Genomic DNA, 22,211 nt, shown 5'->3' with positions numbered 1-22,211 from the left:
CGCCTTCCGCTTGCGCCGCAGGATAGAATCCTGCCAGAAGGCTCTATGCAATTTTCGACCCAACAGGATGAAGCGCTTCAGGCCGTGTCGCGCTGGCTGAAGGACGGACGGAGCCAGGTGTTCCGGCTGTTCGGCTATGCCGGCACCGGCAAGACGACGCTCGCCAAGCATTTCGCCGAGAATGTCGACGGCGAGGTGCTGTTCGCCGCCTTCACCGGCAAGGCGGCGCAGGTGTTGCGCTCGCGCGGCGCCTCCAACGCCAAGACCATCCATTCGCTGATCTATCGCCCGAAAGGCGAGGAGGAGGTGGAGGACGAGGTGACGGGCAAGACGAATATCGCCCCGATGTTCTCCATCAACCGTCAGAGCCCGGTCGCCAAAGCGCCGCTGATCGTCATCGACGAATGCTCGATGGTGGATGAGGCGCTCGGCAAGGATCTGCTCAGTTTCGGCACGAAAGTGCTGGTGCTCGGCGATCCCGGCCAGTTGCCGCCGGTGTCGGGCGGCGGGTTCTTCACCGAACAGGAGCCGGATTTCCTGCTCACGGAAATCCACCGTCAGGCGCGCGACAATCCGATCATCCAGCTGGCCATGCAGATCCGCGAGGGACGCGAGATCATGCATGGCGATTATGGCGCAGCCCAGGTGATTTCGCGCAACGATGTGACGCAAGCGCTGGTGCTGGAGGCCGATCAGGTGCTGGTCGGCACCAACAAGACCCGCAAGCGCTACAATCAGCGTCTGCGCGAACTCAAGGGCTTTGCGAGCTGCTATCCAGCAGCCGGCGACAAGCTGGTCTGCCTCAGGAACGATCAGGTCAAGGGACTGCTCAACGGCTCGCTCTGGCAGGTGATGTCGTCGTCCAAGGAGACGACCAAGCCGGGCATCAATCTGCTGGTGCGGCCGGAAGACGACGACATGGATCGCGGCGCGGCCAAGATCAAGCTGTTGAAAGCCGCCTTCGAGGAGATCGACGGCGAGATCCCCTGGTCGATGCGCAAGCGCTATGACGAGTTCGATTATGGCTATGCGCTGACCGTGCACAAGGCGCAGGGCTCGCAATGGAACAATGTCGTGCTGTTCGACGAGGCCTGGGCCTTCCGCGACAGCCGCGAACGCTGGCTCTACACCGCCGTCACCCGCGCCGCCGAGACGCTCACCATCGTGCGCTGATCAGGGATCGAGCTTGGTGAGATCGCCGATCAGCTGAAAGCTCTCCTTGCTGGACGCCTTGGCGACATCGCCGAGCGTCGTTTCGGTGGAGGCGACGGAGTAACCCTTCTGCTCCAGCGCCGCTTTGAGCGCATCCGGCGACTTGCCGAACACCGGCGCCGCATTGGCGAGCGTACTCTTCTCCAGTGCCCTGACGACGCCCATCACCGGATTTCCGCCGCCTGCGCCCGAAGCGCCCAGATAGACGAAGGGCAGTGCGGCGACGAGGCTCAGAGCCAGCGCGATCGCCATCGGCGAGCGGCGGAAATAGTTCAGGAAAGGCCGCCAGTTCTTGAGCAGATGCAGGATGAACGGCAGGATCAGCACCATGCTCAGCCATTCATGCATGCCGTGGAAATAGGCCTGGCCGATATGGAAGAACAGCGCGACGCCGGACACCAGGCTGACCACGAACAAGCCGGTGATCAGGGGCGTCGCGTAGCGCATCAGCATTGTGTACATTTTGGGCTCCTGGAGTTCTGTCGTGAGTTGCCCCACTGCTATGGTCCAGGCGACCGTCCTGTAAAGTGACGATTTTATCAGTAATGACAACCGTCATGTCCTGATGCAGTTTTTTTAGATAGGGCACTCGTCTGAGGCGAAAGCGGCGCCTCAATCCCCTACTATTCCGAGCAAGACAGCCTTCGCCACCGCCTGGAAGCGGTTGGAAGCGCTGAATTTGCGGACGATCCCGGCTTCCATGGACAGGACCTGCTCGAGAGCAACGTCCAGGGATTTGGAAATGCGAACCGGATTGTAGCCCTCGGCCATCAGTTTCAGGCAGCGGAACTCGCTGTCGCTAAGGAATGGCGGATGGGCGGGGAAGTTCTGGTTGTCGGCATCGTCGCGTGCGGCGTCCATTTCCTGCAATGCAGTGGTGATCTGCTGCATCTGGCGGCGGATCAGCGACTCCTCGGAGACCAGTTCGTTGCGGCGGGTGATCAGCGCAGCCCTGAGTTTGGCCTCGCTTTCCGCAACGCTCTCCGAATAGGTGAGGTCGGTCAGCAGATCCTGAATCTGCACAATCGCCATGCCGGTTTCCCGGCAGAGATTGATGAGACCCATCATGCGGATCTGCCGATGCGGATAGATCCGCATTGCGCCATGGCGATCGGGCAGCAAAAGCCCCTTTTCCTCGTAAAAATGCAGGGTTCGATGCGTTACGCCGAAGAAATTCGCCATTTCGGCGATGGGCAGCGGATGATCCGGAAGAGGACGCGGAAGCGGCGTTTCCGGAAGATGGGTTATCCTCTGCCAGTCAGATGGCTCGTCCTGGACGAATTGGAGGCGATCCTGGCTATGCTCTTGCATCACATCCTACTCTCTCCGGTCTCTCTGGCCGGATCGGCGTTTCCTCTCCCCGTCCGCGGCTTTTTGTGCAACATAGCCGCAGTTCGGGTATCTCCTGCTAACTCGTGCTTCATGCACCTCCGGTTGCCGTCTGCATCTTCGCCAAATGCGGCGTCCGGGCAAAAATTATCTTGATATCAGCAAACTTCCCGCACAAAAGCGACGAAGCGCTCTCTAATATTCGATAATCCTTATACATCATTTTTCAATTACAGGTAATGGAAAATCATTGTTTCCAGCACCTTCTTTCGTAGGGCGCATCTCACCCCCACACCAGCATATACTGCCTGATAAACCTAGCGCCAACTTTGTGATTGATCAAATTTGCGCGTGGACAGATGAAGAAAAGTGGCTGGAGTCGGCAGGGGCCTTCGGGTAGTTAAACCGGGACATGGAATTGGGAGTGTCTTGTCATGGCCGCCAGCCTATCGGTGAACCTCAACGCCGTCGCGATGTTGCGGAATCGTCGCGATTTGCCATGGCCGAGCGTCGTGGGCCTGGGCCGCGTCGCGCTTGAAGCGGGCGCCGGCGGACTGACTGTTCATCCAAGACCTGACCAGCGCCACATCCGTTTTTCCGATGTGCCGGCGCTGCGTCAGTTGATCGACCGCGAATTTCCCGGTCGCGAATTCAATATTGAAGGCTATCCTTCCGAAGATTTCCTGCAATTGGTCGAAGCTGCCCGACCGGATCAGGTGACGCTGGTGCCGGATGATCCGTCTCAGGCAACGTCCGATCACGGCTGGGATCTCGCCGCCAACGGGGGTCTCCTCAAGGATATCTGCAGACGTCTTCTCGACGGCGGCATGCGTCCGTCACTGTTCGTCGATGGCGGCATCGGCTCCGACCTCGTCGCCATCGCCAAGGACGCCGGCGCCGGTCGTATCGAGCTGTATACCGGCCCCTATGGCGGCTGTTTTAACGATGCGTCTGCGGCCGCGAGCTGGATCGAAAAACTAGGCGCGACGGCGGATAGCGCCCATAGCCTCGGCCTCGGCGTCAACATTGGCCATGATCTGACGGTCGATAACCTGCCGGCGCTGATGGCCCGCATCCCCTATGCTGACGAAGCGTCCATAGGTCACGCCCTGACGGCCGATGCGCTTCTTTATGGCATGTCGGAAACCGTGCGTCGGTTCCGGCGGGCGCTCGGCCAGCAGCTCTAACGCCAAGCATCGTTGATAAGAATTCATATGGCCGGATCGTTTTTGTCTTCCGGCTAGCAGAGCGCCACCGTCGTACCGAAAGGTCTGGCGAGGGTTTTCGTCGTCGTGCGGAAGCCAAAAGCGACCAGCCCTTCGAGTGACCCGGAAAACGGCCGCCGGGGAGCGTCCAGGCCATCACATCCGTTCTTATCAATGATCCTTCGGTCTTGGCCTCTTCGCGACGGTCGCTTCTTGAGAGCGTATCTCAGCTTATCCGCTTCATTCTGCCGGATAAGCTGAGATACTCTAATTTACTGTTTCACAGTTTTCCGACCGCTCTTGCGCGCCAGCGCTGTCGGACGGTCTTTTCTGCACGCCAGTGCGGCGACGCTGTTTGTGAAATTTACAATTCTATTAAAAATCTCAGTGTTCATCGTTAACTGAAACCATGACTCCAAGAAATGGTTCAAATACCGCCAAGAGCAGGGCTGCATTCGGCCGAAGGACTTTTCTTTGACGTAAGCCGGTTCTATAGGCTTCTCCTGTGAGCGTTGAAAACAACGCGGCAAACGGTCGGGATTTTTCCTAATGTTGACTTTGCCCGAAAGGGTGCGTTTCAAGAAGCAGCCCTATCTCTCCTTGCGGTCGCGTTTGAATGCGCGACAGCTGATGACTCAGGCGCAGGTCTTTCTTGGCGAGGTCAGGGCCGAACTGAGCCGCCAGCAGGTGACGGATTACGGTCGGGCCTTCTTTCGCTACAATCTCTTCGCCCCGAATGGCGAGATGGAGATCGAGTTCGGATATTTTACGCCCCGCCTCGTCACCGCGAAGACGCCGTTCCGCGCGGCCTCTCTGTCGGGCGGTCCCTTCATGACCGTGTATTGGCATGGACACTACGACAAGCTTCGCGAGGTCCACGCCATGCTGCGCGGCTGGATGGGCGTCATGAATTGCCCTCCGGTGCAGAGTGCAAGCGCGGATGGCGTCGCCTTCGCCTGCTGTCTGAACATTTTTCATCGCAGCATGCTGCATGATCCCGATCCGGCAAACTGGATCACCCAGGTCGCTTACGCGCTGCCTCCGGGCTCGACCATCTGAGTTGACGAGCCGAGCCCGGAAGTTCTGTCCCGTCTCTATTCGGAGGGTGCTTTCAGCGCCTTGTCGCGCTTGCAGGTCTTCAGCGGCAATTGCTTGAAGCTCGAAATGCTGACGATGCGGCTTTCCGAGACGTCGACCTCGGCGTCCACGCAGGCGCAGCCGTAGCCGTAATTGCCGTTGGTCGCGACATAGTCGCCGGCCGAGATATCGCCGATCAGATCCATGCCCTCGGCTTCGGCGGCACCCTGTGCGGCGAGGATCCACGAGCCGTCGCGATCGGTGAGCCACCAGTTGCCGGGCGTGGGGTTTTCGATCCAGCCGCAAAGTTTCTCGGCGGACGCCGCCCCGGCCGTCGCGGTGAGGGCCAGAGCGAGAAAAATTGTCTTGATGCGCATGAAATGCCTCCGGATGTGCGGGCCGGATGATACCAGCCTGCGCATCCGAGGCGAAGACATCCGCGACTATGATTTCCGTGCAGTCCGGCCCGGCCGGAATTCGGTGAGGAGCGCGAGGAGAGCGAGTGTGGGGAAAGCGAGGCCGACCCAACTCGTCCGTTCCCAGCCGCCTGTCGCGTAAGCCCAACCGCCCAACGCCGAGCCGACCGCGCCGCCCGCGAAGAAGAAGGCCATGAACAGGCCGTTCAACCGGCTGCGGTTTTCTGGCGACAGGCCGAAGATGGCGCGCTGGCCGCAGACGAGGCTGGTGGTGACGCCGAAATCGAGGATGATGGCGGCGGCGACCATCAGACCCAGCGCCAGCAAGGACCCGTCGGTGGCGACATGGCTGATCAGGAAGGCGGCGATCGCCATCAGCATTGCCGCGATCGTGGCGAAGCGGGTCAATCCGCGATCGGCGAGCCGGCCGGCGATCGGCGAGGCGACTGCGCCGGCGGCCCCCGCCAGGGCGAAGAGCGCGATGCCGGTCTGGCTGAGGCCGAAGGCGGGGCTGGCGAGCAGGAGTGGCGAGGCGGTCCAGAACAGGCTGAAGGCGGCGAACATGCCGGCCTGATAGATCGCGCGGCGCTGCAGCACGCGTTCGGTGGCGGCGAGCTTGGCCATAGATGCAAGCAGCGCGCCATAGCGCATGCGGGCTACGGGGCGGCGTTGCGGGATGTTCAGCCGGAGGATCAGCGCGATCACCGCCATCAGCGCAGCGGTGATGAAATAGACGGCGCGCCAGGACATGAATTCCGACAGGAAGCTCGAAAAGGGCCGCGCCAGCATGATGCCGACCATCAGACCCGACATGACATTGCCGACGACGCGGCCGCGTGCGTGATCCGGCGCCATGCCGGCGGCGAAGGGCACGACGACCTGGACTGCGACCGAGGCGAGGCCGATGGCGAGCGAGGAGGCGAGGAACAGGCCGGCCGTGGTCGAAAATCCCGCGCCGAGCAATGCGAGCCCGGCGGCGAGGATGAGGCCGAGCACGAGGCGGCGGTTTTCTAGGAGATCCCCGAGCGGCACCAGGAAGAGCAGGCCGAGGCCATAGCCGATCTGGGTGAGGGTGACGATCAGGCCTGCGGCGGCCGGGCTCATGCCGAGTTCGAGGCTGATCGGCCCGGCCAACGGCTGGGCGTAATAGAGATTGGCGGCGACGAGGCCGCAGGTCGCGGCGAACAGGAAAGTCAGCAAAGGCGAAATCGCCCGTGGCGCGCGTGCGCCTTCGGCAGTGGCGGAGATGGACATCGGAGGCTCCGATCGAGGTTGGCGTCTTGGGAGGGGATCAGTCGAGAAGTTTCATGGCGGTGGCGGCGATGGCGCGCATTTCCGCCTCGCTGCGTCCGGTCTTGCCGATGACGCGCATGCCGTAGAGCAGGCAGAGCAAGGCTTTGGCCGTCGCCTCGGCATCGACATGTCCGGGGATCGAGGCGTCGGCCTGCCCACCGCGGATCGTGTCGAGGATCAAGCTCTCACGCACGGCGACGGCTTTTTCGATGCGGGTCCGCAGTTCGGGATCGAACAGAGCCATATCGCGAGCCGAACCGATCACCAGGCAGCCGCGGCGGCCTGACTCGCCATGGGAGTTGCCGGCGTAATAATCGATCAGCAGCTTGAGGCGTTCGCGGCCATTGGCGGCGTCCGCGAGATGGTCGGCGATGCGCAGATCGCGGGTGGAAGTGTAGCGTTCGAGGGCGGCAACAAAGACGCCGCGCTTGTCGCCGAAGGCTTTGTAGATGCTGCCTGCGGTGAGCCCCATCGCCTCGCCGAGATCGCTGACCGCGGTCGCGGCGTAACCGCGCTCGATGAACAGCGCCATCGCGGCGTCGAGCGCCGCTTCGGTGTCGAACTCACGCGGGCGACCGCGACTTTTCTGCAGATCGAGCGTATCGGACATGATTGCGCCTTTCGGAAATGATCGTTTCCCATTTAATAGGGAATGATCATTTCCAAATCAAGCGCGATTTTTTGCTATTCGTTATGCGCTGAGACGCAATTCGGCCGGAAAAGCGAAGCGGGCGGCGGCGCGGCAGTGGATGGCGGTGGAATCAAAGCCTGGAAGCGGCGTCTTGTCCGGGTCGAGGCTCAGGCAGATTTCCGTGCAGCCGAGGATGACGCTGTCGCAACCCTGGTCAGCAGCCGTGTCGATGAGCGCCGTGAGATCGGCGCGGGAGCCGTCGAGCACCTGTCCGGCGCAGAGTTCCTCGAAAATAATGGCGTGGACGCGGGCGCGACCCGTCTCGTTGGGCGTGGCGACTTCAAGGCCGTGGGTCGCGAAGCGGCGATGATAGAAGCCGTCCTCCATCGTGTAGCGGGTGGCGAGCAGAAGCGGCTTGCGTTTGCCCGCAGCCTTCAGCGCCAGCGCGGTTTCGTCGATGATGTGGAGGAGGGGAACGGATACGGCAGCTTCGACCTCGTCGGCGACCTTGTGCATGGTGTTGGTGCAGATCAGCACGCAATCGGCGCCGGCTTTTTCCAGCTTTGCTGCTGTGTCGGCGAGAATGGCGGCCGCGCGCTCCCAGCGGCCGGCCTTTTGCAATGCGACGATTTCGTCGAAATTCACCGAGCGCAGGAGAATATCCGCGGATGCCAGTCCGCCATAGGCGGCGCGCGCCATGCGGTTGAGATTTGCGTAGTAGACAGCGGTGCTTTCCCAGCTCATGCCGCCGATCAGGCCGATAGTTTTCATGTCTTGTCCCCACAACTCGTTATGAGATGAAGTTAGCGCGTCTAAGGCGGTGATTGTTTGCGATTTTGATCGCTGTTGAATAGAGTGACGCCGAAGATTTGCGCGACATCTGGAGAAGGCGCGCCAAAAATTGCGCGGGAAATGCGATGTTGGATGATCGAGACCGGAAATTGCTGGAACTGATGCAGGCGGATGCCGGCCTGCCGGTGGTGGATCTCGCCGAACGCGTGGCGCTATCGGTTTCGGCCTGCTCGCGGCGCATACAGCGGCTTGAGACTGAGGGGTATATTACGGGTCGTCGCGCGGCGCTTGATCCCAAGAAAATCGGCCTGCCGACCACCGTCTTCGCGCTGATCAAGACGTCGCGCCATTCCGACGACTGGGTCGAGGCGTTTCACAAAGCGATCGCGCGCATTCCGGAAATCGTCGAGGCGCATCGACTGACGGGCAATTACGACTATATTCTCAAGATCGCCCTGCCGTCGGTGGAATATTATGACGTGATCTACAAGCAGATCATACGGCAGGTGGAGCTGTTCGATATGTCCGCCTCGATCTCGATGGAGGCGTTGAAACAAAGCGGGGCATTGCCGGTTTCGCATGCGGTGTAGCCATGCCCCGGCCAGCGCCGGGACATGGATGAGGTTGCGCGTTCAGCCGCGCTTCTCGCTATCGAGATGCGCCATCAGCTGTTCGGCATAGCGTGCGCCAGCCACTGCGTCGGCGGGCACAGCCGCCTCGATATGGGCGATATCGTCCGAGGTGAGCGTTTTTTCCAGCGCGCCGAGCGATTCCGACAGCTGGCTGCGCTTGCGGGCGCCGATCAGCGGGACGATGTCCTGTCCCTGGGCGACGACCCAGGCGATGGCGGCCTGCGTCGCGGTCATGCTGCGAGCTTCGGCCACCTCCTGCAGCGCTTTCGCCAGCGCCTGATTGCGCTCGGCGTTTTCACCCTGGAAGCGGGGGCTATGGGCGCGGAAATCTCCGGCGGCAATGGCAGTTGTGTTAAACGCCCCGCTGAGAAGGCCGCGCGACAGCACGCCATAGGCGGTGACCGAGATGCCCAGTTCGCGCACAGTCGGCAGGATGTCGGCCTCGATGCCGCGTGACATCAGCGAATATTCGATCTGCAGATCGCTGATCGGATGCACGCTTGCGGCGCGGCGGATGGTGTCCGGGCCGACTTCCGACAGGCCGATATTGCGGACATAGCCTTCCTTGACCATGTCGGCGATGGCGCCGATCGTGTCCTCGATCGGCACAGCGGGATCGAGGCGCGAGGGGCGGTAGATGTCGATATAGTCGACGCCGAGCCGTTGCAGCGTATAGGCAAGCGCCGTCTTCACCGCGGCCGGCCGGGCGTCATAGCCGAGCCAGGCCCCATTGGGCGCGCGCAGCGCGCCGAACTTGACGCTGAGCAGGAAGGAGTCGCGCGGGCGGCCCTTGATCGCTTCGCCGATCAGCATTTCGTTATGGCCCATGCCGTAGAAATCGCCGGTGTCGAGCAGCGTCACGCCGGCCTCGAAGGCGGCGTGGATCGTCGCGATGGATTCCGCCCGGTTGGACGGGCCATACATGCCCGACATGCCCATGCAGCCGAGGCCCACGACGGAGGTCTGCGGGCCGGTTTTTCCGAGAGTGGTGGTCTTCATGATCTGTCTCCTTGGCGTTCGTCCCGTCGTGTCGTTCGGGAATGACGGTCTTTTACCGCGTATCAGTTTGTGCGATAATCCGACGCTGATGAAACGACCTGTGCGGAAAATCGTACAATGAATCACTTGCCGCTCGCCGATCTCGAAGCCTTCGCCGCCGTGGCCGAGAGCCGTAACTTCCGACGCGCCGCATCGTTGCGTGGGGTGTCTGCCTCCGCGCTCAGCGAGGCGGTGCGGCGGCTGGAGACGCGGCTGGAGACCCGGCTCCTCAACCGCACCACTCGCAGCGTGACGCCGACGGAGGAGGGGGAGCGGCTGTTGGAGAAAGTCCGGCCGCTGATATCGGAGATTTCGACGGCGCTGGAGCGTGTGGCGGAGACGTCGGACCGGCCCGCCGGCCGGTTGCGGCTGAATGTGCCGTCCTTCATTGCGCGGCAGATCCTGCCGCCGATTGCCATCGCTTTTCTTCGGGAGTATCCGTCGGTGACATTGGAAGTGCAGGCCAGCGATACGTTCATTGACGTGTTCGCCCAGGGCTTCGACGCCGGCATCCGCTATGACGAGAGCCTCGAGCAGGACATGATCGCCGTGCCGATCGGGCCGCGCACGCAGCGTTTCGCCGCCGTCGCCTCGCCGGACTATCTGGCCCGACGCGGCATGCCGGAGCATCCGCGCGACCTGCTCAGGCACGCCTTCATCCGCCATCGTTTCGACAGCGGACGAATGTCGGCGATGGAATTCGAGAAAGATGGCGAGATCGCTCGGATCACGCCCGACGGTCCGTTGGTCGCCAATCTCATCGATATCGAATTATCGGCGGCGCTGGCGGGCCTCGGCGTGCTCGCGACTTTCGAGGAGGTCAGTCGGCCCCATGTCGAGAGCGGCGCCCTGGTGGAGGTTCTGAAAGACTGGCAGCAACCGTTTTCCGGGCCTTATCTCTATTATCCCAGCCGGCGGCATATGCCGTCGCCGCTCCGTGCTTTCGTGGATTTCATCAAGCGCTGGCCGGGCTGATCCTCAGGGGTCGCGGCGCTGATAGGTGTTCTGGAGCTCGTCCTGCAGCACATGCGCCACGCCCCTGGCCTCCAATTTGTAATCCTCTGTCAGCACGCGCGAGGAATAGGTCCAGCCCCTGGGCAGTTTCAGCCGCGCGCCGAGGTTGGGCAGGTCAGCCAGCGTGAGCTTGGGATCGACGATCTGCGCATAGGACTGCATCCTATAGACGCGTCCCTGAGGATCGGTGAGTTCGAACACCGGCTTGCCGGCGGCAAACAGCCAGACGGTCTCCCTGTTGACCTCGGTCGGCTGGTAATAGGTCTTTCCGATTGGCGCGCCGAGCAGCGGCATGGTGATCTCGGCGCGCGCCGCCATTTCGATGCCGCCGAAGGTTTTGACTTCGCCCGCCGCGGTCGCGCCCTTGCCGATGATCCCGTCCATCAGCCAGTGACGCGGACCGTTGAGTTGCGTCGCTTCGACGTCGAGTTCGCGCGCGAGCACAAGGGCATTGAGTTTGCGCCAGGCGTCGTCCGGGCAGGTGTTGTAGCCGAGCGTGTTGTAGACGGTGACGTGCAGCTTGAGCTTACGGCGCTCGACAGTGAGGATCTCGCAGTATCGCTGATCGAACAGGCCGGAAGCGGTTCGATCTTCCGCATGCAGCGGCGCGGTCATCGCGAAAAGCAGAGGGACAAGCAGGGCAGGGTGTTTTGGCATGGGGCGCTCCAGGCTGGGAATGTCCGAAGAGTAGCGCTTGGGCGCGGAGAGAGCGCTGAAGATATTTGGATTGGTATCGCGCCTTTCCTGCGGTTCCGCTCATGCCGCCTGATCGATCGGCTTGGCGCGTTCTACGCGTTCGCGTTCCCGGGGCGTGTTCATCACCAGCCAGATATCCGTGCGGCGTTGCGTGTTCAGCCAGAAATCGGGGCTGTTACCAAAGACGCGGGCGAGGATCAGGGCCGTGGCAGCGGTCACCGCCCGTTTGTCAAGGCAGAGTTCATTGACATGCTTGCGTGGAACGCCCATCGCGGCGGCGAGCGCGGTCTGGGTCAGGTCGAGCGGCTGCATGAATTCCTTGACGAGCATTTCGCCGACCGAGACGGGTTTACGAAGGGTGGTTTGCATGGAATTCACCTGTAATCGTGATTGTCGAGATAAATCGATGAGGCGACGCCTCGGGATGGATCCCATCGAAAGAGCAGCCGCCATTGCTTGTTGACCCTGATCGAGTGGAAGCCGGATAGGGAACCGACGAGCTTTTCGAAATGATTGCTCGGCGGCGCTCGCAAGTCTGCGTCACAGGTCGCGTCATCGATCATCTGCAGCTTGCGAAACAATCGATCCGAGATGTCGGCCGGAATTCGTTTGCTCGGCCTGTCAGCCTTGAAAAACTCTCCAAGCCAACCATCGCGGAAGCTTTCGATCATCGTGCGCCCATCGCCTTCGTGGTTGAATGTACCATCTGATGGGACAGGCGTCTACGATAATGAAGCGTTTATCTTTCCTCTTGACCTCCTCCCCAATTCGCTGCATAAACGCCGCGAACCGTACCGTACGGTACCGCAGCGCAGCATTGAGGTGGAGCGATGTTGACCACGGCAGAGGCCAATCCCGATCAGTTTTCGCCACGGCAGAACGCCGTGCTGGAAGAGGCGCTTCGCCTGCTCGTGTCGGGCGGCGAAAAAGCGTTGACGACGGCGGGCGTGGCGCGCGCCGCCAATTGCTCCAAGGAAAGCCTCTACAAGTGGTTCGGCGATCGCGACGGGCTGATGGAGGCGATGATCGCCTATCAGGCCTCTAAGGTGAAGACGGGCGAAGCCAATGCCGGCGCGCTGACCCGCGACAGCCTTGAGAAGATGCTCGACGATTTCGCCATCGCCCTGCTCGACGTGCTGTCGGGCGACGTGTCTCTGGCGCTCAATCGGCTCGCCATCGGCCAGGCCAGCCGCGACGGCTCGCAGCTCGGCGAAATGTTGCTGGAGCGCGGCCGCAAGCAGATCGGCCGCCGCGCCGCGACGCTGCTGATCGCCGCCAAGCGCGCGCGTCTTATCGAATTCGACGACGTGACCGAGGCCTATGAGGTTCTCTACGGATTGATCGTCAAGGACTGGCATGTCCGGCTGCTGCTCGGCGAAGACATGTCGGCGGCGAAAAAAGAGTTTGGTTCGCGGGCGAAGAGGGCGGTTGCCGCCTTCCTTCGCCTTTACGGAACCGATAAGGGGATGGCGGGCTAAGGCCGCCGCATTCAAAGACAGACAGCTAAGGGAAGGACATTCAATATGCGCGTCTATTACGATCGTGATGCCGATCTCAACCTCATCAAGTCCAAGAAGGTCGCCATCATCGGCTACGGCTCGCAGGGCCGCGCCCATGCGCTGAACCTCAAGGATTCGGGCGCCGCCAATGTTGCGATCGCGCTGAAGGCCGGCTCCAAGACCGCCGCCAAGGCCGAAGCCGATGGCTTCAAGGTGATGACGGTCGCCGAAGCCGCCGCCTGGGCCGACCTGATGATGATGGCGACCCCGGACGAACTGCAGGCCGACATCTATCGCGACGAAATCGCCGGCAACATCCGCGACGGCGCGGCAATCGCTTTCGCCCATGGCCTCAACATCCATTTCGGCCTGATTGAAACCAAGGCTTCGGTCGACGTCGTCATGATCGCACCGAAGGGCCCGGGCCACACCGTGCGCGGCGAATACCAGAAGGGCGGCGGCGTTCCCTGCCTCGTCGCCATCCATCAGAACGCTTCGGGCAACGCCCTTGAGCTGGCTCTCTCCTACGCTTGCGGCGTCGGCGGCGGCCGTTCGGGCATCATCGAAACCACCTTCAAGGAAGAATGCGAAACCGACCTGTTCGGCGAGCAGGTCGTCCTTTGCGGCGGTCTGGTCGAGCTCATCCGCGCCGGCTTCGAGACGCTGGTGGAAGCCGGCTACGCTCCGGAAATGGCCTATTTCGAATGCTTGCATGAAGTGAAGCTGATCGTAGACCTGATCTATGAAGGCGGCATCGCCAACATGAACTACTCGATCTCCAACACGGCCGAGTGGGGCGAATATGTCACCGGTCCGCGCATCATCACTGCGGAAACCAAGGCTGAGATGAAGCGCGTTCTGCACGACATCCAGACCGGCAAGTTCACCTCGGACTGGATGCAGGAATACCGCGCCGGCGCCGCCCGCTTCAAGGGCATCCGCCGCGTCAACGACAGCCACCAGATCGAAGAAGTCGGCGCCAAGCTGCGCGGTATGATGCCCTGGATCGGCAAGAACAAGCTGGTCGACAAGGCCCGCAACTAACCGCGGCTTGCCGATCCCGGTCATCTCGTTTGCACGCCTCCGGCGATGCGGGGATCGGCAAGAAAGAGCTGGCCGACAAGGCCCGCAACTAACAGCGGCTTGCCGATTCCGGTCATCCCGTCTGCACGCCTTCGGCGATGCGGGGATCGGCAAGAGCACGCTGGTCGACAAGGCTTGCAACCAACAGCGGCTTGTGAGAGCGACTATGTGATTGAGAAACCGGGGGCGACCCCGGTTTTTTCGTGGGCGATCGATCCCGTCAGTCTTTTACGCCGTCGGCGTCGACCGGGATATCAACCGCCACGCGGTTGCGGCCCTTCTGCTTGGCGCGATAGAGCGCCCGATCGGCGCGGGCCACGAGATCGGCCGGGGTGGCATCGGCTCGGGTGCGGGTGGCGGCGCCGAAGCTGGCGGAAATCGAGGGCGACGCCCCGGACAGATCGGCAGTCTCCGCCGCTTCTATGGCGCTCCGCAGGGTTTCGGCCAGCCGGGCCGCTTCGACGGAATCGGCCCCCGGCAGGATGAGCGCAAATTCCTCGCCGCCATAACGTGCGGCGCTGTATGGAGTGTCTTGCAATGTTTCCGAGATCACCCGCGCCACCAGCCTGAGGCAGTCGTCGCCGGCCTGATGGCCGTGAGTGTCGTTGAAGACCTTGAAATGATCGATATCGAGCAGGATCAACGACAGGGGCTCCCGATCGCCGGCGGGGGCAAAGGCCGCGTTCAGAATCGTGTCGAAGCTGCGGCGGTTGGCGATGCCCGTCAATCCGTCGGTCAACGCATGGCGCGCCAGTTGCTCATTGGCCTGTTTCAGTTTCCTGTTGGCGTCCGCCAATTGCGCAAGGGCGCGTTCCCGGCCGCACGCCGCCTGGATTTCGCCGAGATAGAGGTCGATGAGGCGGGCGAGATAAGTGAGCTGAAACAGGAAATAGACCGCGCAGATCGGCGCCATCATCCACTGGCCCTCGACGGCTGCGGCCATCGACACCGTGCCCATGAGGAGCCCGATATTGACGAGCATCGGGGCGGGCGACATGAAGGCGCGGGCGGCCGAAGACTGGATGATGCCGCAACCGACCGCGAGCACGATCAGCTTGCTGTCGCCATCGCCGCCCAGATAGAGCGAGGCGAGGGAGAGGCCCCAGAACAGACCCGACGCGGCCGACAGAACCGCAAACAGGCGTGTCCATGTCGTCAGCGATTGGCCTTCGCGGCGATGAAAGGCGAACTTGCCGGCGAAACGGGACGCCAGCTGAAGCGTGATCAGGCCGGCCGCGACGGCCACTGCGCCCGTTCGTCCGTTCAGCCACGGCTGGACCGCCGCCATCCCGATGCCGAGCGCCGCGAGAAGGTGCGGCGTTAGGCGGAACAATTCGGCGAGCTGCCGCCAGTGAATCTCCGGCGGACCGAGATCAAGGCCGATCATGATCTGGGTGAGATGGCGGAGCCGGCGCACGGTATCCTCTTGAGTTTGACCTCGCCGAAGCTATGTATTTCAACTTCTATAAAAATACACTACCGCACAGCGGTGGTTGCAAAGCTATTTTCCTGTAAAATTATGGGGTCATACAGCGACCCGGCACGGACATCAGACCAGGCTCCAGCGATTTCAGAGCTCGAAAATTAGGTCAGTATTGTTGACTTATTCCTGTTCCCGTGATCTTCTGCCGAGATAATATCGGAGAGGAAACGAATCCATGGATTGGCAACAGGTCTTCGCCACGCGCGCGAGCCGCATGAAGGCGTCTGAAATTCGCGAATTGCTCAAGCTTCTCGAGCAGCCCGACATCATCTCCTTCGCCGGCGGCATTCCCGACGTGAACCTGTTCCCGAAGGCCGAAGTGGCCGAAGCCTATGCCGAAGTGCTGGCCAGCCCGCAAGGCGACGCGGCGCTGCAATATTCCGTTTCCGAAGGCTACAAGCCCCTGCGCGACTGGATCGCCAAGGAGATGGGCAAGATCGGCATTGCCTGCACGGCCGAGCACGTCTTCATCACCTCCGGCTCGCAGCAATTGCTGGATTATCTCGGCAAGCTCTTCCTGTCGAAGAACGACACCGCGCTCGTGACCTGGCCGACCTATATGGGCGCGCTCGGCGCCTTCAACGCCTATGAGCCGAACTACGACAAGCTGTTGCCGCTCTCCAACCGCGAGCCGTCTTCCTATCTGGACGCCGCCAAGGAGAAGGGCGGGGCGGTGAAATTCGCCTATTGCGTGCCGGAATTCCACAATCCCACCGGCGTGACCATGACGCGGGCCGAGCGCGAATGGCTGCTCGATCTGGCGGAAAAACTCGACGTGCCGGTGATCGAAGACGCCGCCTATCAATCGCTGCGTTACGCCGGCGAAAGCGTGCCGCCGATTCTGGCGCTCGATCTCGAACGCAATGGCGGCGATATCGAAAAGACCCGCACCTTCTATTGCGGCACCTTCTCCAAGACGCTGGCTCCGGGCCTTCGCATCGGCTGGGTGGTCGGCAATTCCGAAGTCGTGCGCAAGCTGGTGCTGATCAAGCAGGCCGCCGACCTCCACTCCTCGACCATCAACCAGATGGCTATCCACAAGGTCGCCGAACGGCTGTTCGACGAGCAGATCGCCAAGATCCGCAAGGCCTATGGCCATCGCCGTGAAAAGATGCTGGCCGCGCTCGACGCCTATATGCCGGCCGGTGTGGAATGGACGCGGCCCGAGGGCGGCATGTTCGTCTGGGTGACTTTGCCCAAGGGCATGAACGGCGCCAAGCTGCTCGCCCGCGCCATCGAGACCGTGCGCGTGGCCTTCGTGCCGGGCAAGGCCTTCTTCGCCGACGGCACCGGCGAGAACACCATTCGCCTGTCCTTCTCTTGCGCCTCCGACGAGATGATCGATGATGGCGTCAAGCGTCTTGGCCAATTGATCGCCTCGGAAAGCGCCGCCCTGGCGGCGTGAGGCCTTTTAGAGATGATGCGGCGGCGCTCGGCCTTGGTCGGCCGGGCGCCGCCTTTTTCGGCTCAGCGGCTGTGCATTCGGGAATTGCGCCGCTTCGGCCAATGCCGGTCCACCGCGCCTCTGGCCGGATCACTTCACATTCGACGATCAATGCGTTCCTTGGATCGGTACGGCGCCTGCCGACACATATCCTTCAACTCTCCGGGTCGCTCATGGAAACCGATCTCTATCTGCCGGTGAAGCGCTTTCTCGAGGGGCTGGGCTTCGAGGTGAAGGGGGAAATCGGCGGCTGCGACGTGGTCGGCCGCATGCAGGGAGAGGCCGGCGAGGTTGTGGTCGTTTGCGAACTCAAGATGAGCTTCAATCTCGAACTCGTGCTGCAGGCGGTGGACCGGGCGCAGGTCGCCGATGAAGTGTGGATCGCTGCGAGAGTGTCCGCGAAGGGCAGGGGGCGGGAGGCCGACCGGCGGTTTCGCGATCTCTGTCGCCGCCTGGGCCTCGGCATGATCGGGGTCGACGATCGCGGCGAAGCAGAGATCATCGTCAAATCCGTTTCCCCCATGCCGCGCACCAATCCGAAACGCCGGTCGCGGCTGATGCGCGAATTCGACCGCCGCCGCGGCGATCCCGTGACCGGGGGCTCGACGAAAATACCGCAAATGACCGCCTATCGGCAGCAGGCGCTCGCGGTTGCGGCGCTGATACGCGACGGACGGACCAGGCCGGCCGAGATCCGTCCCGATTGTCCCGACGCCGGCAAGATCCTGCAGAACAATGTCTATGGCTGGTTCGCGCGCATCGAACGCGGGGTCTACGCCCTGACGCCGGCGGGGGAGGAGGCTCTGGGTCGCTGGATGCAGGCCACGACAACTTCGCAGAGTGGCGGCGATGGAGAATGAGGCCCGCAGGAGAAGACCTAATTCGCTGACCGTGAAAGTTGCAGAGCGGGACGTTGGACCCGTCATGCGACACGTCAAAACGATCTGACGGTGGTTGCAAACTAGCGCGAACCCGTCTCCGAAGAATTTTCCCTAACGCCAGGAAAATTAGAGAAAATATCTTCAAAACAGTGACTTAGTGCCGGAATAGAAGTCCGGTTTTTTTGGTTTTGGCCCGAATGGAATACGTCGGGATGTTTTTTGCTGGCCTGTTTTTGGTCGGAAAACAGTTTCGTCGCACCATGGGCTCAAGACGCGCAAGATATATGTAATTCAATGGCTTGCACCGCTCTTTGGCGAGCGAGGATTATCCGCAATCCCAAGATAACAGGCGGGACTGTTGTCTCTAACCGGGATATCATTGCCGTTATCTGGGAAGATACGGCTGATTGGCGGTTGGCCGCTGCTCTATCGCGTCACAAAGGCGCCAGTAGGCGAACACCTAATGTCGTTCGCCGATCAGCGGAAACCTCTATGTGGGAGGCGAATCCCGTAAATGCGCTGCGGTTGCCGCAAAACGACTGACAGCATGCGCCGATGGGTCTAACCGCATATGCGCTTCTTCCATCCGATGGTTTTTTGTATTGAGTGGTATGCAACCGCAAAAAAAAGCCGCCGGGGCGACCCAGCGGCTTTTTTCTTGGTCTCGATACGCTCTTCAGCCCTTCTGGGCCTTGCCGATCGCCGTGTAGCGGAAGCCGTTTTTGGCGAGTTCGGCGGCGTTATAGACGTTGCGCAGGTCCACCACCACGTCTCCGGCCATGGTCGCCTTGAGCTTGCGGAAGTCCAGCGCACGGAAAGCGTCCCATTCGGTGACCAGCACCACGGCGTCGGCGCCGTCGGCTATCTCGTAGGGGTCCTTGCCATAGGTCACGTCGCCCAGCATCGGCTTTGCCGCGTCCATGCCTTCGGGATCGAACGCATGGACCGACGCGCCTGCGTCCTGCAGCGCCTGGATGATGGCGATCGACGGGGCGTCGCGCATGTCGTCGGTGTTGGGCTTGAAGGTCAGGCCGAGAATGGCGATCTTCTTGCCGCGCACGGAACCGTCGCAGGCGGCGATGACCTTGCGGCCCATGGCGCGCTTGCGGTTGTCGTTGATGGCGACTGTCGTCTCGATCAGCCTCACCGGGCTGTCGTAATCCTGGGCGGTCTTGACCAGCGCCAGCGTGTCCTTGGGGAAGCAGGAGCCGCCGTAACCGGGCCCGGCATGCAGGAACTTGTCGCCGATACGCTTGTCCATGCCGATGCCCTTGGCGACCTTCTGCACGTCGGCGCCGATGGTTTCGCAGAGATCGGCGATCTCGTTGATGAAGGTGATCTTCATCGCCAGGAAGGCGTTGGCGGCGTATTTGATCAGTTCGGAGGTGCGGCGTTCGCAGAAGAACAGCGGCGCTTCGTTGAGATAGAGCGGGCGATAGACTTCGCGCATCGCGTCGATGGCGCGCGAATCCTCTGCGCCGACCACGATGCGGTCGGGGCGCTTGAAGTCGGAAATGGCGGCGCCTTCGCGCAGGAATTCGGGATTGGAGACGACGGCGACGTCCTTGTCCGGGAACTCTTCGCGGAAGATGCGCTCGACCTCGTCGCCGGTGCCGACGGGCACGGTGGATTTGGTGACGATGACGGTGAAGCCGGTGACGCTGGCGGCGATTTCGCGGGCGGCGGCATAGACATAACTCAGATCCGCATGGCCGTCGCCGCGGCGCGACGGCGTGCCGACCGCGATGAAGACGACATCGGCCTCAGTCACGGCGGAAGCGAGATCGAGGGTGAAATCGAGACGGCCGGCTGCAGCATTGTTGGCGATCAGGGCTTCGAGGCCGGGTTCGAAAATCGGCGACTTGCCGGCCTTGAGCGCCTCGATCTTGGCTTCGGACTTATCGACGCAGGTGACGTGATGGCCGAAATCCGCAAGGCAGGCGCCGGATACGAGACCAACATAACCCGACCCAATCATGACGATGCGCATCTTTTCTACCCGGTCTTGCTCGCTGCTCTATTCGAGCTAATACATACCGCTGTTGTTGCCAGGCTGTAAAGCAATTTAACTCCAAATCCAGGTAAACATTATAGAGGGGTTAACCGACCAGTTCGTTAGATATAGTTCAAATGAACTGAAAATCGCGGACGATAAATGGAATCAGAAGTTCTAAAAAGCCATTACGGAAAAAATCCCAAACGTGATTCGTGTGTTGTGAATTATTTTATTTGATCGGCGAATAGACATTGCTGCGTCTACCAAATTTCATGATTTTCTTACGTAATGGTTCCTCACCGAAAGTGAACACCAGAATGCTGGTTAGAAATAGGGCGCACAACAAAAGAGGCCATGGCACCAACATGCTCATAAATGCCTTCAGGGCTAACAGCACAGGGATATGAATGATCTACAGTGAATAACTTGATGCGCCGAGGAGCACGACCAGACGTTGGCTTAAAAGCGGCGTGCCAAGGCCTGTCGCCACCGCAGAGATTAAGAGTGCAAAAAACGGTCCATGCGCTAGATATGCGGGTTTGACAGGCTGCGTCATACTCAGGAGTACAATAGCCGCAAAGGAGATGGCCGCTACATGCCAGTAATGATACAGCGCCCGCATTTCACCGCTAGTATAGAGCGTTCCGCAAACTGCGCCAGTTATGAAGTCGAACAGATGAGGAAGCGGGAATTGGGATACCAGAAACCCGGCGCGATTCGGTGGTGCCAAAACCGGGATCAGTAAGCACCATATTAATTGAAGTATCCAGGCGATAGCGACGACAGACAGTAATGCGCGGACACTCTGGAGAATGAGCACACGACGGAGGAACGGGAAAAGAGCATAAAAAAATGCCTCGCAAGAAAGGCTCCAAGCTGGCCCATTCCATGGCTGATTAAGTCCGCGATAGGGGTCCATGCCGTAATCAGCAAAATTTGGCAAATCAGGCTTGCAATAAGCAGTGCGGACACGTTGCCTTTCAACGAGAACATCGTCTCGGACAAAGAGGAACTGGTAGCAGCGACGTAGAGGACGGTCGGTGCTGATATCGCCAACCCAAAAAGATCAACCGGATATACTTTTGCAAACCGTGCGAGGTAGTAAGGGGCTCTGATTTCATCCGGGCGATATCGAAGTGCCAGGACAAATCCTGAAAGGGTGAAGAAAAACGCTACAGCAGGACGTTCACCGTCCAGCATATGATGCAAAAGCGGAGCATTCAAAAATTCGAGCCCGTGAAAATATGAAATAACCACTGCCATAGCCGCTACAAAACGAAGTGCTGTCAGTTCCGGAATATCTTTTCGCGCATCCAATCCTTGTGCCAATCCTATAAATATTTCCTGTCAGGAAGTTATTTTTTGCGATATATTGAAATCGAAATTTTATAAACAGCGTATATTTGCATTTTTGTGGTGTTTTAAAGGCATCTTCAGATATTCTGCAATATTAGTTAATCATTGCACAATCCTGTTCCGTCATATTGTTCGCAAAGCGTGCAGTTCGGCGTGCATTTAGGCATCGATACGCCGACGAGTAAACTTGCTCGAAACCATCGCTAGTTGCCTCGTTGCTTCGCAAATACGAATAAATCGTAACTTATTGAAAAAAAGTATTTTTTTGCGAGGTAGTCCCCTTGGCCTTTGTGCCGAGCGCCGGTGCGTTTAACCAAGGCTGGGTTTTGGTTCGCAACACTGGGCCAAACCGCTTGATTGTCCCGCCGCGCCAACCTAACTTCGAAGATGAAAACTGGAGGGAGCCACATGGCTGTCTGGCAAATATGGGTCGTGTTATCGGTGCTGTTCTATGCGGGTCTCGTCTATGGCCTTCGACCCCAGCGCTATGATCATTATCTCTGGTTGTTAGCGATAGTTTTGTTGGCACCAGTCATTTTGATATTTTCAGGCTTGTGTTTGGTACTGATTTTTTTGACACCAAGGCGAGTCGCTTGCTAGTCTTGGTCCTCTGAATTCGGAATAGGAACAGGAGAGCCAATTCCGAAAACCAGATAACTCCGTGCTGCGATTGATTTGGCGGAGATTACACGGTTTACGCATATCACCAGCGCGCATGTGCCGGTGCAACGGTTTGAGGTTTTCACCGGAGTCGGCCGCAGGCGCGCCTGGAGCGATGAGGAGAAGGATCGGATCGTCGCCGAGAGCTATAGCGGAGAGATGTCGGTGAGCGCTCTTGCGTGACGGCATGGTTTATCTCCGGTCAATTGTTCACTTGGCGGCGGCAGGTTCGTAAGTAAGCGGAGCCAGCCTTGCCGCCGCTGGTTGTGCCTGCGGTCGTTGAACGAGCGGTAGAGCGGCCTCCGCCATGTCGAAAGACGATAGCGAGGCAAGCGCCTCCCATTGCGGCAATCGAGCTGGAGGTTGGTGGAGCGATCGTCAGGATCGCCTCTGGCGGCGACGCAGTGACGATTGCCGCCGTAATCCAGGCCTTGAAGGCGTCATCATGATTGGTCCGTCCGGTGTGGTAAAGGT

22 protein-coding genes are annotated in these 22,211 nt (G+C 60.4%); 9 read left to right on the top strand and 13 right to left on the bottom strand.

Annotation, left to right across the window (positions count from 1 at the left end):
• Positions 1–45: 45 nt before the first annotated feature.
• On the top strand, positions 46–1,173 hold the full coding sequence (locus E8Q41_RS22955) for an ATP-dependent RecD-like DNA helicase (RefSeq protein WP_137157896.1): 1,128 nt from the start codon (positions 46–48) through the stop codon (positions 1,171–1,173).
• Here the strand turns inward: E8Q41_RS22955 and E8Q41_RS22950 are convergent, their stop codons facing one another.
• Positions 1,174–1,674 carry a DUF4405 domain-containing protein gene (locus E8Q41_RS22950; RefSeq protein ID WP_137157895.1) on the bottom strand — a complete coding sequence of 167 codons (501 nt, stop codon included), beginning with the start codon at positions 1,672–1,674 and terminating at the stop codon, positions 1,174–1,176. It lies immediately after the preceding gene.
• Positions 1,675–1,824: 150 nt separating this feature from the next.
• The gene (locus tag E8Q41_RS22945; RefSeq protein ID WP_137157894.1) at positions 1,825–2,523 is read right to left on the bottom strand and encodes a MerR family transcriptional regulator; all 699 of its coding nucleotides are present in this window, start codon (positions 2,521–2,523) and stop codon (positions 1,825–1,827) included.
• Positions 2,524–2,975: 452 nt separating this feature from the next.
• Here E8Q41_RS22945 and E8Q41_RS22940 point away from each other — a divergent pair, with 452 nt between their 5' ends.
• The gene (locus tag E8Q41_RS22940) at positions 2,976–3,728 is read left to right on the top strand and encodes a pyridoxine 5'-phosphate synthase (RefSeq protein ID WP_137157893.1); all 753 of its coding nucleotides are present in this window, start codon (positions 2,976–2,978) and stop codon (positions 3,726–3,728) included.
• A 567-nt stretch (positions 3,729–4,295) separates the two neighbouring features.
• Positions 4,296–4,805, top strand: coding sequence for a hypothetical protein (locus tag E8Q41_RS22935; RefSeq protein ID WP_137157892.1), 510 nt, complete (start codon positions 4,296–4,298; stop codon positions 4,803–4,805).
• Positions 4,806–4,840: 35 nt separating this feature from the next.
• Here E8Q41_RS22935 and E8Q41_RS22930 read toward each other — a convergent pair whose 3' ends face one another.
• The 4 genes from E8Q41_RS22930 to E8Q41_RS22915 all read right to left on the bottom strand — a co-directional run bounded on the left by E8Q41_RS22930 (position 4,841) and on the right by E8Q41_RS22915 (position 7,934).
• The gene (locus E8Q41_RS22930; RefSeq protein WP_137157891.1) at positions 4,841–5,200 is read right to left on the bottom strand and encodes a DUF4087 domain-containing protein; all 360 of its coding nucleotides are present in this window, start codon (positions 5,198–5,200) and stop codon (positions 4,841–4,843) included.
• A gap of 66 nt (positions 5,201–5,266) precedes the next feature.
• A complete protein-coding gene (locus E8Q41_RS22925) occupies positions 5,267–6,493 on the bottom strand; it encodes an MFS transporter (protein WP_137157890.1) in 1,227 nt (408 codons plus the stop codon).
• Positions 6,494–6,530: 37 nt separating this feature from the next.
• Entirely contained in the window at positions 6,531–7,142 is a 612-nt protein-coding gene (locus tag E8Q41_RS22920) for a TetR/AcrR family transcriptional regulator (protein ID WP_137157889.1), read from the bottom strand.
• 81 nt (positions 7,143–7,223) lie between these two features.
• Complete coding sequence (locus E8Q41_RS22915; protein ID WP_137157888.1) at positions 7,224–7,934, bottom strand: aspartate/glutamate racemase family protein; 711 nt, start codon at positions 7,932–7,934, stop codon at positions 7,224–7,226.
• 146 nt (positions 7,935–8,080) lie between these two features.
• Between E8Q41_RS22915 and E8Q41_RS22910 the strand changes: the two genes are divergently transcribed.
• The gene (locus E8Q41_RS22910) at positions 8,081–8,545 is read left to right on the top strand and encodes an Lrp/AsnC family transcriptional regulator (protein WP_137157887.1); all 465 of its coding nucleotides are present in this window, start codon (positions 8,081–8,083) and stop codon (positions 8,543–8,545) included.
• A 42-nt stretch (positions 8,546–8,587) separates the two neighbouring features.
• On the opposite strand, the gene E8Q41_RS22905 is transcribed toward E8Q41_RS22910, so the two are convergent.
• Positions 8,588–9,586 carry an aldo/keto reductase gene (locus E8Q41_RS22905; protein WP_137157886.1) on the bottom strand — a complete coding sequence of 333 codons (999 nt, stop codon included), beginning with the start codon at positions 9,584–9,586 and terminating at the stop codon, positions 8,588–8,590.
• 117 nt (positions 9,587–9,703) lie between these two features.
• Here E8Q41_RS22905 and E8Q41_RS22900 point away from each other — a divergent pair, with 117 nt between their 5' ends.
• Positions 9,704–10,600, top strand: coding sequence for a LysR family transcriptional regulator (locus tag E8Q41_RS22900; RefSeq protein ID WP_137157885.1), 897 nt, complete (start codon positions 9,704–9,706; stop codon positions 10,598–10,600).
• Between the two features lie 3 nt (positions 10,601–10,603).
• Here the strand turns inward: E8Q41_RS22900 and E8Q41_RS22895 are convergent, their stop codons facing one another.
• From E8Q41_RS22895 to E8Q41_RS22885, 3 genes are all read right to left on the bottom strand, one after another.
• Positions 10,604–11,296, bottom strand: a complete 693-nt coding sequence (locus E8Q41_RS22895) for a hypothetical protein (RefSeq protein WP_137157884.1) — start codon at positions 11,294–11,296, stop codon at positions 10,604–10,606.
• A gap of 99 nt (positions 11,297–11,395) precedes the next feature.
• Positions 11,396–11,704 carry a HigA family addiction module antitoxin gene (locus E8Q41_RS22890; RefSeq protein ID WP_137157883.1) on the bottom strand — a complete coding sequence of 103 codons (309 nt, stop codon included), beginning with the start codon at positions 11,702–11,704 and terminating at the stop codon, positions 11,396–11,398.
• Between the two features lie 5 nt (positions 11,705–11,709).
• Entirely contained in the window at positions 11,710–12,006 is a 297-nt protein-coding gene (locus tag E8Q41_RS22885; RefSeq protein ID WP_137157882.1) for a type II toxin-antitoxin system RelE/ParE family toxin, read from the bottom strand.
• A 159-nt stretch (positions 12,007–12,165) separates the two neighbouring features.
• Here E8Q41_RS22885 and E8Q41_RS22880 point away from each other — a divergent pair, with 159 nt between their 5' ends.
• Positions 12,166–12,813 carry a TetR/AcrR family transcriptional regulator C-terminal domain-containing protein gene (locus tag E8Q41_RS22880; RefSeq protein ID WP_137157881.1) on the top strand — a complete coding sequence of 216 codons (648 nt, stop codon included), beginning with the start codon at positions 12,166–12,168 and terminating at the stop codon, positions 12,811–12,813.
• A 45-nt stretch (positions 12,814–12,858) separates the two neighbouring features.
• A complete protein-coding gene (ilvC, locus tag E8Q41_RS22875) occupies positions 12,859–13,878 on the top strand; it encodes a ketol-acid reductoisomerase (RefSeq protein WP_137157880.1) in 1,020 nt (339 codons plus the stop codon).
• A gap of 259 nt (positions 13,879–14,137) precedes the next feature.
• Here the strand turns inward: ilvC and E8Q41_RS22870 are convergent, their stop codons facing one another.
• Positions 14,138–15,334, bottom strand: coding sequence for a GGDEF domain-containing protein (locus E8Q41_RS22870; protein WP_137157879.1), 1,197 nt, complete (start codon positions 15,332–15,334; stop codon positions 14,138–14,140).
• A 241-nt stretch (positions 15,335–15,575) separates the two neighbouring features.
• Between E8Q41_RS22870 and E8Q41_RS22865 the strand changes: the two genes are divergently transcribed.
• Both E8Q41_RS22865 and E8Q41_RS22860 read left to right on the top strand, forming a co-directional pair.
• Positions 15,576–16,805, top strand: a complete 1,230-nt coding sequence (locus tag E8Q41_RS22865; protein ID WP_137157878.1) for a PLP-dependent aminotransferase family protein — start codon at positions 15,576–15,578, stop codon at positions 16,803–16,805.
• 212 nt (positions 16,806–17,017) lie between these two features.
• Entirely contained in the window at positions 17,018–17,704 is a 687-nt protein-coding gene (locus E8Q41_RS22860; RefSeq protein ID WP_137157877.1) for a DUF2161 family putative PD-(D/E)XK-type phosphodiesterase, read from the top strand.
• Between the two features lie 697 nt (positions 17,705–18,401).
• Here E8Q41_RS22860 and E8Q41_RS22855 read toward each other — a convergent pair.
• Together E8Q41_RS22855 and E8Q41_RS22850 are read right to left on the bottom strand one after the other, a co-directional pair.
• On the bottom strand, positions 18,402–19,715 hold the full coding sequence (locus tag E8Q41_RS22855) for a UDP-glucose/GDP-mannose dehydrogenase family protein (RefSeq protein WP_137157876.1): 1,314 nt from the start codon (positions 19,713–19,715) through the stop codon (positions 18,402–18,404).
• 759 nt (positions 19,716–20,474) lie between these two features.
• Positions 20,475–21,050: a hypothetical protein gene (locus E8Q41_RS22850; RefSeq protein WP_137157875.1), complete on the bottom strand. Its 576-nt coding sequence runs from the start codon at positions 21,048–21,050 to the stop codon at positions 20,475–20,477.
• Positions 21,051–22,211: the final 1,161 nt, after the last annotated feature.

This window comes from Rhizobium sp. FKL33, from assembly GCF_005222915.1.
Taxonomy (GTDB): domain Bacteria; phylum Pseudomonadota; class Alphaproteobacteria; order Rhizobiales; family Rhizobiaceae; genus Rhizobium_E.
Note: the sequence above shows the minus strand (reverse complement) of the source record. Positions and strands in the feature narration are given on the sequence as shown.

What these genes read in the sequence shown, in the direction of transcription:
- E8Q41_RS22920 (WP_137157889.1), bottom strand. Translation starts at nt 7,142, where the DNA reads ATGTCCGATACGCTCGATCTGCAGAAAAGTCGCGGTCGCCCGCGTGAG.
- E8Q41_RS22915 (WP_137157888.1), bottom strand. Translation starts at nt 7,934, where the DNA reads ATGAAAACTATCGGCCTGATCGGCGGCATGAGCTGGGAAAGCACCGCT.
- E8Q41_RS22950 (WP_137157895.1), bottom strand. Translation starts at nt 1,674, where the DNA reads ATGTACACAATGCTGATGCGCTACGCGACGCCCCTGATCACCGGCTTG.
- E8Q41_RS22855 (WP_137157876.1), bottom strand. Translation starts at nt 19,715, where the DNA reads ATGCGCATCGTCATGATTGGGTCGGGTTATGTTGGTCTCGTATCCGGC.
- E8Q41_RS22905 (WP_137157886.1), bottom strand. Translation starts at nt 9,586, where the DNA reads ATGAAGACCACCACTCTCGGAAAAACCGGCCCGCAGACCTCCGTCGTG.
- E8Q41_RS22910 (WP_137157887.1), top strand. Translation starts at nt 8,081, where the DNA reads ATGTTGGATGATCGAGACCGGAAATTGCTGGAACTGATGCAGGCGGAT.
- E8Q41_RS22940 (WP_137157893.1), top strand. Translation starts at nt 2,976, where the DNA reads ATGGCCGCCAGCCTATCGGTGAACCTCAACGCCGTCGCGATGTTGCGG.
- E8Q41_RS22925 (WP_137157890.1), bottom strand. Translation starts at nt 6,493, where the DNA reads ATGTCCATCTCCGCCACTGCCGAAGGCGCACGCGCGCCACGGGCGATT.
- E8Q41_RS22895 (WP_137157884.1), bottom strand. Translation starts at nt 11,296, where the DNA reads ATGCCAAAACACCCTGCCCTGCTTGTCCCTCTGCTTTTCGCGATGACC.
- E8Q41_RS22930 (WP_137157891.1), bottom strand. Translation starts at nt 5,200, where the DNA reads ATGCGCATCAAGACAATTTTTCTCGCTCTGGCCCTCACCGCGACGGCC.
- E8Q41_RS22860 (WP_137157877.1), top strand. Translation starts at nt 17,018, where the DNA reads ATGGAAACCGATCTCTATCTGCCGGTGAAGCGCTTTCTCGAGGGGCTG.
- E8Q41_RS22955 (WP_137157896.1), top strand. Translation starts at nt 46, where the DNA reads ATGCAATTTTCGACCCAACAGGATGAAGCGCTTCAGGCCGTGTCGCGC.
- E8Q41_RS22890 (WP_137157883.1), bottom strand. Translation starts at nt 11,704, where the DNA reads ATGCAAACCACCCTTCGTAAACCCGTCTCGGTCGGCGAAATGCTCGTC.
- E8Q41_RS22900 (WP_137157885.1), top strand. Translation starts at nt 9,704, where the DNA reads ATGAATCACTTGCCGCTCGCCGATCTCGAAGCCTTCGCCGCCGTGGCC.
- ilvC (WP_137157880.1), top strand. Translation starts at nt 12,859, where the DNA reads ATGCGCGTCTATTACGATCGTGATGCCGATCTCAACCTCATCAAGTCC.
- E8Q41_RS22865 (WP_137157878.1), top strand. Translation starts at nt 15,576, where the DNA reads ATGGATTGGCAACAGGTCTTCGCCACGCGCGCGAGCCGCATGAAGGCG.
- E8Q41_RS22935 (WP_137157892.1), top strand. Translation starts at nt 4,296, where the DNA reads ATGTTGACTTTGCCCGAAAGGGTGCGTTTCAAGAAGCAGCCCTATCTC.
- E8Q41_RS22880 (WP_137157881.1), top strand. Translation starts at nt 12,166, where the DNA reads ATGTTGACCACGGCAGAGGCCAATCCCGATCAGTTTTCGCCACGGCAG.
- E8Q41_RS22885 (WP_137157882.1), bottom strand. Translation starts at nt 12,006, where the DNA reads ATGATCGAAAGCTTCCGCGATGGTTGGCTTGGAGAGTTTTTCAAGGCT.
- E8Q41_RS22945 (WP_137157894.1), bottom strand. Translation starts at nt 2,523, where the DNA reads ATGCAAGAGCATAGCCAGGATCGCCTCCAATTCGTCCAGGACGAGCCA.